Consider the following 13,236-nt stretch of genomic DNA (forward strand, 5'->3'; position numbering starts at 1 on the left):
TTTGTGATGCACTGCCTTTTGGCTTTGGCACCGAATTTATAAGTATATTATAGGAAAATGTGAATGGTTCTTCTATGTGTGCATTTTTTTATTTTGGTGTTATTTTTTATATAGGAAAATGGGTTCCAGCTGTACCAGCTGAAACCCATCTTTTATAATATATTCTGCAGTTATTGCTTCTTTATGTAATTTCTTCTATATTTGCTTGGGCTTAGTCCCACTGTCTTTGTAAACAGTTTTGTGAAATAAAAGTAATCACTGTATCCCACGGCTTCTGCAATTTCATTAACAGACATATTTCCTTTTTCCAGAAGCACCTTGGCCTTCTGAATCCTGCGCCTGATAATATGTTCTGTATAAGTCTGCCCTGTTTCTCTTTTTATAAGACTGCTGAGATGTCCTGTACTAATGTTATACTTTTCAGATAGTTCCTGCAAAGAGATATCCGAATCGTATTTCTCATCTATGTTTTCCAGTACATAGTGAATCAGACCGCTTACTTTATCAACAGCCTGTTCTTCCCTAATCCCCAGCTGAAATTCCAGGTTTTTCTTTAATTCTGCCCAATTGTGGTATTCTGTGATCATTTGTTCTGTGGTCATAAAGTTCAGCTCAACATCTGTCATATAAGTTTTGAAGAATTTATGGGACATTGCTATCAGCTGATTATAGATAACAGCCAATTGATTTATATACAGCCTGCCTCCCCGTACCATTCTGTCCAGATTATCTATGATCAAACTCATACCGCTTTTCTGCTTTTCTCCCAGTATTCTTTCACATTCCAGCAGAAAATCAAGAACGCATCTGTTATTATCCTCTATCCTATACTGACAGCACCCTGGCTCCGCTGTAAAAAGCTGTGTTTTTAATGCCAGATCAGCCTCCTGATACATCTGTGCAAGCCAGGCACTGCTGCTGTTTCTTCTGCTGTAACCGGCTGTACTGCTCTCCCGGATATACCTACCGGGAAATTCATCACCGCACAGCAATAATATCCTGCTTTCCCCCACTAAATATGCCAATGATAATTTGCCAGCAGAAAATTTCATAAAATGTTCTGCCGCCTGTGAAGTTCCCATATCTATACAGGCAAGCGTAACAGTATCACCCAAATGCCTTCCTGCAGCCTCTGTCAGAAGAGACTCTGCAGATATTCTTTCTTCTACACTGATGGCCTCCTTCAGGCGTTCCAGTCCCTCATCCTGTTTCTTCTTCTCATTTTTTGCGTCAAGCTCCTGCTTCAGCCGGATTAATACTGCTTTTAAATCCTCGGCCTTGACTTTTTTCAGCAGATATTCAAAAACCCCGTACTTAATAGCCTTCTGAGCATATTCAAATTCTCCGTAACCGCTGATAAGGACTACTTTTGTCTCCAGATTTCCCATAGCAACTTCTTCTGTCAGCCTCAGCCCGTCCATACCAGGCATACGGATGTCAGAAAATACAACATCCAGCTTTTCATTTTGCAGGATGTCCAAAGCTTCAAGTCCATTGACGGCCTCTGCAGCAATTTCAAATCCATATTCTTCCCAGGACAGCATCATCTTCAGTCCATAGATCACCCAAGGTTCATCGTCCACAAGCATTACCCTATACATTTTTAACCTCCTGCTCCAGTCTGGCCGGAAATCTCATAGTGATCACTGTTCCAATATCCAACTTGCTTTTCATGGAAAATTCAGCCTTCTCATTATAGAAAAGATGAAGGCGGTGATAGACATTATGCATTCCAATGCCCCTGCCCGGCTGGGACGCGGGCCATTTCTTTTCTGAATGTTCAAGGGAATCCATCAAACTCCCCAGTTCCTGAGGCGATATGCCAATACCATTATCTTTGACCTCAACCTGGATCCTATCTCCATCACCCATGGTAATCCTAATATCCACCTGTCCATCTCCTACTTTTCTCTCCAGGCCATGAAAAACTGCATTTTCTACCAGGGGCTGAAGAAGCATTTTGATCATGTCAGAGCATAGTGTATTTCTCTCTGCATCCACACAGATTTTTATCTTTCCCATAAAGCGGTAGTCTATGATTTTCGCATATTCCATAATGTAGTCAATCTCATCCTTTACCATAACAAAAGGTTCCCCTTTTACGGCATACCGATAAAGATAGGAGAGAGATTCCGCAATTTCAGCTATCCGGGGAGCCTGATAATAGGATGCCATACCTCCAATGCATTCCAGAGTATTGTATAAAAAATGAGGATTGATCTGATTGCGATAAGAAATAATTTCTGCCTGCTTTTTATCCAGCCGCATTTCGTACATACGTTTCTGGGATTCCCGGATATGTGATTCCTGCTTCTCAATCTCATCCAGCATTTGATTCAGGCTATTTGCCAGATCTCCCATCTCATTTTCATAATCTACAGATAATCTGTCAGCGTCCTTTTCCTTGGGAAACTTCTTGGCAAACTGTGTAATCTTCCAGACAGGCTCAAGAATACCTTTGCTGATACTGACTGCAAAAACTGCCAAAAATAAGGCTGTCAGCAAGTATGCCACGACACTGTACTTTTGGATAGTATTTATCTCCGGAAGAAGTTCGTTTTGCGGCACCACATTCAGCAATGTCCAGCCTGTGGCAGGAATCTTTAATTTGGTAATCTGGTATTTTTTATTGTCAAAAAGACTGCTGTCAAGTTTTGCACTCTCTTCAACCCCTTCTCCTGCCAAAACATTTCCCTCCTGATCCAGCAACGCCATCCTGGCATTCTTTGTCACGAGAGAGTTGCTGAGAAAAGGTTTCAGACCTTTACATTGCATGGTAAAAATACCAACCCCAAGATATTTTCCCTTCTGACGGCTTTGTGTATCCCAGATTGGAAACGCAATCTGATACAACTGCCTTTTGTTGACAACTGATAATTCTTTTCCTGAATATACCGGCCCCTCAAACTTTCCAGGCAGCTTTTCTGGTCTCAGGTATTCTCCCACATCACCATAGTATTCCATATTTTTGCCAAGAAGCACTATGCCCACGATTCCTTCCTGCAAAGACATGGTATTTGCGCAGACATTCTTAACTCTGCTGTACTCCCCTATTCTTTCTCCTAAATCCTCAGTCTGAAGAAAATCAAGTATTGTGGGACTATAAAAGAGAGAATCCGCAATTTTTCCGATATCCTTGTTAAATACAGATATGCTGTTCTCTACCTGCTCAACCAATTTTCTGTTGGCTTCTGCTGTTTTCTGACGAATAACCTGTTTTGCGGAAAGAACGGTAATCATATAGGAAACCAGCAACAAGACCATTATGATCCCTGCAAGCACAGCCACCTGCCGCCGGATACTCAATTTTTTCATCGGCATATTACTCCTTTCTACCTGAAGATAATAGGCAAACATGACTGCAGCCGCCTGCCTCTGTTCTTTTTCTTTTACAACATCCGATCCGGCAGTTCATTTATAGGTAAGGGGCTGTCTATTACCCGACAGCCCCTTGTTCATAATTATTTTCTCATGTGTTTACCCTGTATCACCATTTCGTAACTGTTCCGTCCCCTTACAGTTACCGCTAAAATCCATGCATGATCACCTTTTTCCATATTTTTATTCTAAGAATTCTCTGATCTTCCCTCTGATTCTCTGCAGGGCATTGTCAATGGATTTTGGGCTTTTCTCCATGGCCTCCGCAATCTGGGTATACGTCATGCCCTTGAGATAAGAATCCAGCACCTGGGTTTCAAAGGGGCTTAAATGCTGTCTGATCTTCTCCTGTATGACATTTACATTCTCCCTGTCAATGACAATGGCCTCCGGATCCTGCTGCTCAAAGACCAGGCTGTCCAAGATAGGGTTTTCCTCCTCGCTGAGGGAAATGTAAGAATTCAGGGGTTTATTTTTAAGCCTTCCCGACATTTCAATGGCCTTATAGAGCTGCCGTTCCACACACAGGTTGGCAAAGGTTGCAAATGTGGCGCTTTTCCCCGGCTGGTAATCTCTCAGCGCCCTAAACAGGCCGATCATTCCCTCCTGGATCAAATCCTCCCTCTCGCCGCCCACAATGAACATGGCATGGGCTTTTTTCAGGACCATCCCCTTGTATTTTTCCATGAGATAATCTTCCAGCTCCTGCTCGCCGCTTCTCAGCCGTTCAATCAATTCTTCGTCCGTAAATCGTTCGTAATTATCCATATTTTATCCTAAAAGCCGCTGTCTCACAATTTCATAAGCCAATACTCCTGCAGCCACAGAAGCATTCAGGGAGTCAATATCCCCTTTCATGGGGATGGAGGCCACAAAATCGCATTTTTCCTTTACCATCCTGGATACGCCTTCCCCTTCGTTTCCGATCACAAGACCAATAGGGCCTTTTAGATCAAGCTGGTACATGCCGGTGCCGCCCATATCCGCACAGACGAACCACAGGCCTTCCTTCTTCAGCTCCTCAATGGTCCTGGCAATATTGGTCACTCTTGCCACCGGCGTGTAATTCAGGGCGCCTGCCGAGGTACGGGCCACAGTGGCCGTAAGCCCTACCGCCCTGTTTTTTGGTATGACAACCCCGTGGGCACCTGCCAGGTTGGCAGTACGGATGATGGCCCCCAGGTTGTGAGGGTCTTCAATGTTGTCGAGGATCACCACAAAAGGCGGTTCCCCTTTCTCTCTTGCCTTATTCAGAATATCTTCCACCTCAGCGTAATCATAGGCTGCCGTCATGGCAATGACTCCCTGATGTTTTCCTGTCTCTGACATCTGGTCCAGGCGCTCCTTTTTCACGAACCGTACCATGGTATCATGTTTTTTCGCCTCTCTCAGAATGGTGCGGACAGGGCCGTCCTCGCATCGCTCCAGCACGAACAGCTTGTCCACTACCCGGCCGGAACGAAATGCCTCCAGCACCGCGTTGCGGCCTTCCACTTTACTCTCCTGGAATTTCTCTTCCATCTGTTTCTCCTTCTTCCATACCTGTTTTTATCAGCCCCAGCATCCGTTCCCACTGCTCCGTAAGATACAGATATCCCATCAGCGCCTCAAAACCGGTTGCCCTTCTGTAATCTGACATGCTGGCATTCTTGGCCATGGTATAAGATTTTGCGTTTCTGCCCCGCTTGAATACCGCTGTCTCCTCCTCTGTGAGATGAGGTTTCAGCTTCTCTATCATGGCGGACTGTGCAGACGCCTTCACAAGCCTGCTTGCCCGGTTATGCAGCTTATTTACCTGCGTGTTACCCTTTTCCACCAAAATGGTGCGGATGACCAGCTCATAGATGGCATCCCCGATATAAGCCAGGGTCAGAGGAGAATACGTTCTGATATCCGTATCCTCCAGGCCAAACATGTCTTTCAGCATTTTTAAGCTCTCTTCCATTGTACACCTTCTCTTGTATCTTTCAGAATGATGCCCATGGAGGCAAGCTGGTCACGGATCTCATCCGCACGTGCAAAATCCTTTGCCTTTCTGGCTGCCTGGCGTTCTTCGATGAGGCGCTCCACATCAGAGTCCAGAACTTCTTCTTTTTTATTTACGAGCAGTCCCAGTACATCACACAAACCTGTGATCTTATCAAAGAGCAGTTTTACAAATGCCTTTGTGCTGCCGCTTCCCGCCTGGGTGTTGGTGAATTTCACAAGCTCAAAAACAGCTGCAATGGCATCCGCTGTGTTGAAATCATCCTCCATGGACTCCTCGTATTTTTTCACAAAACCTTCGATTTCCGGAAGCAGTGCCCTCTCTGCCTCTGAAACCTCCCCATCTTGGGCATTTTCAAGCAGATGTTTTAACTGGTCCACACATGTCACAATACGGTCCAGTGCGTTCTTGGAAGCCTCCATCAGCTCCGCACTGAAATTGAGAGGGCTTCTGTAATGGGCGTTCAGCATAAAGAAGCGGAGCACCTGCAGGTGGTATTTCCCGCCAATCTCACGTACTGTAAAGAAATTGCCCAGAGATTTTGACATCTTTCTGTTGTCAATATTCAGAAATGCATTGTGCATCCAGTATTTTGCAAAAATCCTGCCATTGCAGCACTCAGACTGGGCGATCTCATTCTCGTGGTGAGGGAATACCAAGTCCTCACCGCCTGCATGGATATCAATCTCCTCACCCAGATATTTTTTTGACATGACAGAGCACTCAATATGCCAGCCCGGCCTTCCCTCACTCCAGGGGGATACCCAGTAAGGCTCCCCTTCTTTTTTCGGCTTCCAAAGTACAAAGTCTAAGGGGTCTTCCTTCTGATCTTCCCCTGACACCTGGATGGAGCGGAATCCTGACTGCAGATCATCCAGATTCTTGTGCGACAGCTTTCCGTACTCACTGAAATTCTTCACTCGGAAGTATACCGTACCGTTTACCGCATAGGCAAACCCTTTGTCAATAAGGGTCTGGATCATATCTATCATACCGTCGATCTCCTGGGTTGCCAGGGGATGGGTGGTGGCAGGCTTTACATTCATGTCCGCCATATCCTTTTTACATTCTTTGATATAGCGCTGGGAAATCTCTTCCGCGGGAACGCCCTCCTCAATGGCTTTTGCAATGATCTTGTCATCCACATCCGTGAAATTGGACACATAATTTACATCATATCCTTTGTACTCCATATATCTTCTCACGGTATCAAATACGATCATGGGCCTTGCGTTTCCAATGTGGATAAAATTGTACACGGTGGGGCCGCACACGTACATTTTCACTTTTCCTTCCTCCAGGGGAACGAAATCTTCTTTTCTCTTTGTCAGGGTATTATAAATCTTCATGTCTTTACTCCTTTTCTTCTATTACTTCCTGAAGCGCGTATTCCAGCTTTTGCAGCTTGGACTTCAGGTGTTCATTCTCACTCTGCAGTTTTCTGATGTCCTCCAGTACCGGGTCAGGCAGATGCACCTGGTCCATATCACTTCTGGGTACCTTCTGGTTTTCCCGCTTCACAATACGGCCCGGCACGCCCACTACGGTACAGTTTGGCGGTATTTCCTCCAGCACCACGCTTCCGGCACCGATCTTGGAATTTTCCCCTATGGTAAAGGAGCCGAGTATTTTCGCTCCGGCACTTACCATCACATTGTCCTTCAGGGTGGGATGGCGCTTGCCGGTCTCTTTGCCCGTACCGCCCAGTGTCACACCCTGATAGAGGGTGACATTATTCCCAATGACTGTGGTCTCACCGATGATAACACCGGTTCCGTGGTCAATAAACAGTCCCTTTCCTATTTTTGCCCCGGGATGGATTTCAATACCTGTTTTTCTGGCTGCCCTCTGGGAAATCCATCTGGCAAGGAAATAATGGCCTTTTTCATAGAGCTTATGAGCCTTTCGATACTGGATCATGACTCGAAAACTGGGATACAGAAGGACTTCCAGCGGCGTTTTGATCGCCGGGTCCCTTTCCTGGATAACCTGAAATTCTTCTTTTATATGCTTGACAAATCCCATGGTTTATTTCCTTTCAATATTATAACAAAAAACGTCTCTATATGGCTGTTAAAGCCATATAGAGACGAAGATATCACTCCGCGGTTCCACTCTATTTGAGGACAATTGTCCCCCGCTCACACCCTTAACGCGGGCTTACGGACCTTCCTGCAAAAGGCTGGTCAGCTCCCGGACGCACTTTCACCCTTTCCTTTTTGGACAGCTCTCAGCCGGTGACTGTCCTTCTCTGTAAAAATTCCCGGAGTTACTCTTTCCGTTCACAGCTTTTTCCATATCTTTTTATAGTTTATGCATAAATGCACTGTTTGTCAATGGATTTTTCACCTGCTGATGCAAAAACCGTCTTTATCCGACTTTTTTACCCGGTACATGGCCGTGTCCGCGGCCCGGTAAAGCTGGGAGAAGGTGCGGCCGTCCCTGGGGCTTATGGCAATGCCGATACTGGCAGATACCAGACTCCCGGCGCCTTGGATCTGAATATCCCTTATGGCCTCCAGGACCAGGGCCGCTTTCTTTTCTGCCATTTCAAAATCCACATTTCCCTGCAGGAACACTGCGAATTCATCCCCGCCCATACGCACCACCAGATCGTCCGAACGAAAGGTTTTGTTTAAAACCTCACCGACTTTTTTCAGGACAATGTCCCCCACCTCGTGCCCCCATTTGTCGTTGATGCTTTTAAAATCATCCAGATCTATCATAAAAAGGACGCCTGCGGTATTCTCTTTTAATCTCTGTGATATTTTCCCCACTGCGGATTTGTTGTAGGTGTTGGTGAGCACGTCTCTTTCACTGATCTCCATCAATCTCTGCTCCCTGTGTTTGACCTCTGTAATATCCTGCAGTTTGCCAACCACCACGCTGGCGCTTGCTTTTTTGTCAAATATGGCCTTCAAGTGACAGGAATACCAGTTATACCGGCCCTCCTTTCCCTTTACCCTGAGCTGTATGCTGCGGGTATCCAGAGAATGGGGCATTTCCTTTAACATTCTGTACACGATTTCCCTGTCATCAGGGTGTACCCTTCCATTGTCAAGCTTATGGGAAAACTTTTCAAAGCGCAGGCTATCAAGGCCCAGCATGTCCCTTGCGTTGTTGGTAAATTCCAGTACATCCTGCCCGCAGAAATACTCAAACAGTACCGTATCGGAAAACTGGGAAAGCGCTGCGAAGCGTTTCTGTTCCATCACCCGCGCTCTCTGCTGCTTTCTCAAAACCACAAAGACTACACTGACAACAGCTATTGTGAGAAAAATGAGGAGCATTCCCGTGAGAAGCACATTCCGGTAAACTGTATGGGAACTGACCAGCACATTGTCCTCACTGACGAAGTTGGCAATATACCAGCCATTATAATCCATTTTTTCCACAGATACATAATAGCCTATTTGGTCCAGGGAGATCTTATCCGTAATTTCCGTATTTCTGCTCTTTTCCAGCATATCCCTGACTTTGTTCTCATCTTCCTTTGATATCCCTCTCTCCTTCAGGATCCCGAACAGACTGCTGTCCGTGGCAAAATCAGGAACTTTTGAGTAGACGATCTCCCCGTCCCTGGCCGTTATAAAGGTGCTGACCTCTTTATACATCCTGCTTTCCTGTGTCACAGATGTGAGGATCGTAGCCGGAATTTCCGTCTGCAGGATCCCGGTAACTCTTCCCCCCTTGGATACGGGAATACCCACCGCAAAATAATAATTTCCCTCCTCGTCCACACGAAAATGGTCTGAGACGGTGGAACCGTTTTGAAGAAGGATGATACCCTTTATTCTTATCCCCAATACGGTTGAGAAACGGCCCAAACCAGTCTTCCTTGGCCGACAGCCCGTTGGTATCCATCACAGCCGCCACGGCGCCCATGGTACTCAGAATGTCTGATATTTTTCCATTGAGCTGCCTCTTCTGGTTTTTTGTGTAGGCAGAGAGGTTATTCCCGATCAGAGTGTCATACTCTTCATTGAGTTTGTTCTGCTGCACTGCAAAAATGGCGGAGACCAGAATAATAAATATGAGACAGCAGGTCCCCAGCACGCCCAGCAGCTTCCCTGTTCTTTCCGGATGTTCCTTCATAGCCATCAGCCCTTTACATTTTCTCTTGCCATCAGCAGACCGGTAAACGCGTCTGCCGGCATGGGTCTTGCATAGTAGTAACCCTGCCCGTATTCACATCCAATGGAGCGCAGAAACTCTCCCTGTTCTTTTGTCTCGATCCCCTCCGCAATGGTGCGCATACCGAGTTTTTTCGCCATCCGCACCAGGGAAGCCAAAATCTCAGGCCCCCTGCCGGAAATACCCTGATTCTCTAAAAACTTCATATCTAATTTCAGGATGTCCACCGGCACGTCCTTCAGCATATTCAGGGAGGAGTATCCGCTTCCGAAATCATCCATCAATACCTGGAATCCATAGCTCTGAAGCTCTTTCATGGCTGCCAGAAGCTGCTGGGGATTGTCCGTGTAGGCACTCTCTGTGATCTCCAGGCGCATCATGCCCGGCTTCAGCCTGTAGCGTTCCGTCAGGTCAATGATGCTTCTGCAGAGATTGGGGTCATAAAATTCCAGTCTGGAGACATTGACGGAGACAGGAATACTGCTTAAGCCTCTGCGCCTCAGTTCCAGCATATTTCTGCAGACTTCCTCCCTTATATAGGCATCCAGTTTGATGATAAAACCATTGTGTTCAAAAAACGGAATGAAAAATCCGGGCGATACCATCCCCTTTTCCGGATGGTTCCACCGCACCAGCGCCTCCGCGCTCACCACTTCCCCTGTCTTCAAATCCACAACAGGCTGGTAATACACCTCAAACTGCCGCTGGAGAAGCGCGTCCTCCATGGAATTGGTAAGCTGCTGTTCGCTGAGGACCACCTGGTGGAGTTCGTCATTATATACCGCGTAGGAACGGTTTGAATTTCCCTTGACTGTGCGCAGCGCCAGGTTTGCCCTGTCACACATCAGATCCACGGACATACCTCTGTCCTCTATGGTATAGACACCATAATAGAGATTGATCTTCTGTTCTATCTTTACAGAGGACAGACTTTTATCCATCTGCTCCCGTACATACAGCAGTTCCTCCGTCCCCGCAGGCAGACACACGGCAAAATGGTCCGCCTCCAGCCTGCCGTAGGTGCCTTTTCTCTTCAGGCATTTCTGAAGCCCCTCGGCTATGAGGAGTAATATCCTGTCTCCCATAAAATTGCCGTACAGTTCATTGATCACTTTAAAACGTTCAATATCAAACTGTACCATATTGTAGGTGCCTTCCGGATTCTGTTTCAGGAAATCGGCTGTCTTCCTGCAGAAAGTGGAACGGTTATAAAGTCCGGTGAGGGCATCATGCTCCAGCAGGTATCGCAGCTCCTCATTTTTCTGCTCTATGAGGAGTTCGTTCTCCCGGCTCTCCGTCACGTCAATATTTACAATACGGTAAATAGGTACTCCGTCCTCCTCCTTGTATTTCAGTGCATTCAGACTGAGCCATCTGAGGCTTTTGTCCTTTCTTCTCACCTGATGGACCACGGAGATCCTTTCATTACTGTCCTTATTTTCCCTGAGCCGCCCAAGGATATATTCCGTATCCCCGCCAACCCACAAAGTGGTCAGATCTCTGCTGAAGCTTTCCTGAAATTCCTCCCTGTCATAGCCGAACTGACGGCAGAATCCATCATTAAAATACTCTACCTGTACTTTATCTGTCACCTTCCAGACACCAATACCGCCGGGAACAGAATCAATCAGGGAATTCAGCTCATTTCTGGTCTCAAAAAGGGCATTCTCAAGTCTTTTCCGCTCCAGGATATGCTTAACCACAATATTTTCCACACGTTTTTTCACCACCATGGCCCGGTACGGCTTATTGATAAAATCGTCCGCTCCCAGTATCAGCGCGTGTTCCTCTGATTTCTCCTTCTCTGAGGTTGCCATGATGACCGGAATACCGGAAAGGGCCTCATCCTCTTTCATGGTTCTCAGAACCTCAAACCCGTCCATACGCGGCATGACAATATCCAATAGGACAACATCAACCGGCCGGCTGCGCAGGATCTCCATGGCTTCCGCTCCGTCTGCAGCCTGAAGAATACTGTATTCATCATCAAATATATTCTCCAGGAGCGCCCTGTTCAATTCTACGTCATCTGCAATCAGCATGGTTTTTTCTCTCTGCATCTATTTACAACCCTTCCTCGTTTTTCTCCTGTCTCTTCCCGGAAGCATCCGGCATCCCGCAGAATCTTCCGTCATATCCTGCAATCTTCACATTTTTTATTATAGCTCACTGTACGCCTTCAAACAAGAATTTTCCAGACAAAAACGGATGCAAAATCCTGTGATTCTGCATCCGTTTCTTACAAGAGGCTGATTTCTATCTATTTTATTTCTATTTTCAAGGAAGGCTGCTCAAATCACAAAAACTTAGCAGATGCCCTGTGCAAGCATTGCTTCTGCAACTTTTTCAAATCCGGCCACATTGGCGCCCACTACATAGTTGCCCTCATTGCCGTATTTTTTCGCTGCATCCGCCATATTGTGGCAGATGTTGACCATAATACCCTGTAATTTTGCGTCTACTTCTTCAAAGCTCCAGCTCAGTCGCTCACTGTTCTGTGACATTTCCAGTGCGGATGTGGCAACACCGCCTGCATTGGCAGCTTTGCCCGGCGCAAAGATAACCCCGTTCTCCTGCAGATATTCGGTGGCCTCCAGTGTGGTAGGCATGTTGGCGCCTTCGCATACTGCAAAGCATCCGTTGGCGACTAACTGTTTTGCATCTTCTAACTGCAGCTCATTCTGTGTCGCACATGGAAGGGCAACGTCCGCTTTCACGCTCCATACCCCTTTGCCCTCATGATATTCTGCGTTTGGTCTGTAATTTTTGTACTCTGTCAGACGGGCACGTTTTACTTCTTTGATCTCTTTTAAAGCTGCCAGGTCAATGCCTTCCGGATCATAGATCCAGCCTGCGGAGTCGGAGCAGGTCACCGGTTTGGCACCTAACTGGTAAGCTTTCTCAATGGCATAGATAGCAACATTACCTGCGCCGGATACTGCCACTGTCTTGCCGGCAAGTTCTTTGCCGTTTAATTTCAGCAGCTCCTCTGTCAGGTATAACAGACCGTATCCTGTAGCCTGTGTTCTCACCAGAGAACCGCCGTATGTGAGGCCCTTGCCTGTGAGAACGCCTTCGTAAGCGTCGCGGATCCTCTTATACTGTCCGAACATAAAGCCGATCTCTCTTGCGCCAACACCGATATCACCGGCAGGTACATCTGTGTCCGCACCGATATGTCTGTACAGTTCTGTCATAAAGCTCTGGCAGAATGCCATAACCTCTCTGTCGGATTTTCCTTTCGGGTCAAAGTCAGAGCCGCCTTTGCCGCCGCCGATGGGAAGCCCGGTGAGAGAGTTTTTGAAGATCTGCTCAAATCCCAGGAACTTGATGATCCCCAGATATACGGAGGGATGGAAGCGGAGTCCTCCTTTGTACGGTCCGATCGCACTGTTGAACTGTACACGGTAGCCTTTATTCACCTGCACATTGCCATTGTCATCCACCCACGGTACGCGGAACATAATAACGCGTTCCGGCTCTACCAGACGCTCCAGCAGTGCTTCTTTGCGGTATTTTTCTTCGTTTGCATCAACCACCGGTTTCAAAGACTCCAGGACCTCTCTGACAGCCTGATGAAATTCCGGTTCACCTGGATTTTTCTTAACTACTGATTCAATTACCTCATCTACATATGACATGACGATCCTCCTATAGTGATATGTGTAAACTAATGTAACGATTCAACGGAACAGTTACAAACTTATGTAGGTTATTATAAAACCTGATGCCAGATT

At 46.6% G+C, this 13,236-nt stretch carries 11 protein-coding genes and 1 other annotated feature; all 11 genes read right to left on the reverse strand.

Features of this window, described 5'->3' with window-relative positions:
- Positions 1-170: 170 nt before the first annotated feature.
- The 11 genes from A4V09_RS12740 to gdhA all read right to left on the reverse strand — a co-directional run bounded on the left by A4V09_RS12740 (position 171) and on the right by gdhA (position 13,140).
- Positions 171-1,601: a response regulator transcription factor gene (locus tag A4V09_RS12740; protein ID WP_065542689.1), complete on the reverse strand. Its 1,431-nt coding sequence runs from the start codon at positions 1,599-1,601 to the stop codon at positions 171-173.
- The gene (locus A4V09_RS12745; RefSeq protein WP_162291113.1) at positions 1,594-3,315 is read right to left on the reverse strand and encodes a cache domain-containing sensor histidine kinase; all 1,722 of its coding nucleotides are present in this window, start codon (positions 3,313-3,315) and stop codon (positions 1,594-1,596) included. Before A4V09_RS12745 ends, A4V09_RS12740 begins: the two co-directional genes overlap by 8 nt.
- Before the next feature lie 246 nt (positions 3,316-3,561).
- The gene (locus tag A4V09_RS12750) at positions 3,562-4,146 is read right to left on the reverse strand and encodes a sigma-70 family RNA polymerase sigma factor (RefSeq protein ID WP_065542691.1); all 585 of its coding nucleotides are present in this window, start codon (positions 4,144-4,146) and stop codon (positions 3,562-3,564) included.
- A 3-nt stretch (positions 4,147-4,149) separates the two neighbouring features.
- Entirely contained in the window at positions 4,150-4,899 is a 750-nt protein-coding gene (gene rlmB / locus A4V09_RS12755) for a 23S rRNA (guanosine(2251)-2'-O)-methyltransferase RlmB (RefSeq protein WP_065542692.1), read from the reverse strand.
- Complete coding sequence (locus tag A4V09_RS12760; protein WP_065542693.1) at positions 4,874-5,323, reverse strand: Mini-ribonuclease 3; 450 nt, start codon at positions 5,321-5,323, stop codon at positions 4,874-4,876. The genes rlmB and A4V09_RS12760 overlap by 26 nt, the downstream gene beginning before the upstream one ends.
- On the reverse strand, positions 5,308-6,714 hold the full coding sequence (gene cysS, locus A4V09_RS12765; RefSeq protein ID WP_065542694.1) for a cysteine--tRNA ligase: 1,407 nt from the start codon (positions 6,712-6,714) through the stop codon (positions 5,308-5,310). The genes A4V09_RS12760 and cysS overlap by 16 nt, the downstream gene beginning before the upstream one ends.
- 4 nt (positions 6,715-6,718) lie before the next feature.
- Complete coding sequence (gene epsC / locus A4V09_RS12770) at positions 6,719-7,390, reverse strand: serine O-acetyltransferase EpsC (protein ID WP_065542695.1); 672 nt, start codon at positions 7,388-7,390, stop codon at positions 6,719-6,721.
- 57 nt (positions 7,391-7,447) lie between these two features.
- Positions 7,448-7,660, reverse strand: a binding site (T-box leader).
- Positions 7,661-7,710: 50 nt separating this feature from the next.
- Positions 7,711-8,979, reverse strand: coding sequence for a sensor domain-containing diguanylate cyclase (locus A4V09_RS12775; RefSeq protein ID WP_065542696.1), 1,269 nt, complete (start codon positions 8,977-8,979; stop codon positions 7,711-7,713).
- Complete coding sequence (locus tag A4V09_RS12780) at positions 8,972-9,460, reverse strand: hypothetical protein (RefSeq protein ID WP_157123501.1); 489 nt, start codon at positions 9,458-9,460, stop codon at positions 8,972-8,974. The genes A4V09_RS12775 and A4V09_RS12780 overlap by 8 nt, the downstream gene beginning before the upstream one ends.
- Positions 9,461-9,465: 5 nt before the next feature.
- A complete protein-coding gene (locus A4V09_RS12785; protein WP_065542698.1) occupies positions 9,466-11,559 on the reverse strand; it encodes a putative bifunctional diguanylate cyclase/phosphodiesterase in 2,094 nt (697 codons plus the stop codon).
- A gap of 246 nt (positions 11,560-11,805) precedes the next feature.
- Positions 11,806-13,140 carry an NADP-specific glutamate dehydrogenase gene (gene gdhA / locus A4V09_RS12790; RefSeq protein WP_065542699.1) on the reverse strand — a complete coding sequence of 445 codons (1,335 nt, stop codon included), beginning with the start codon at positions 13,138-13,140 and terminating at the stop codon, positions 11,806-11,808.
- Between the last annotated feature and the right edge of the window lie 96 nt (positions 13,141-13,236).

It is taken from the genome of Blautia pseudococcoides (assembly GCF_001689125.2).
Lineage (GTDB): Bacteria > Bacillota > Clostridia > Lachnospirales > Lachnospiraceae > Blautia > Blautia pseudococcoides.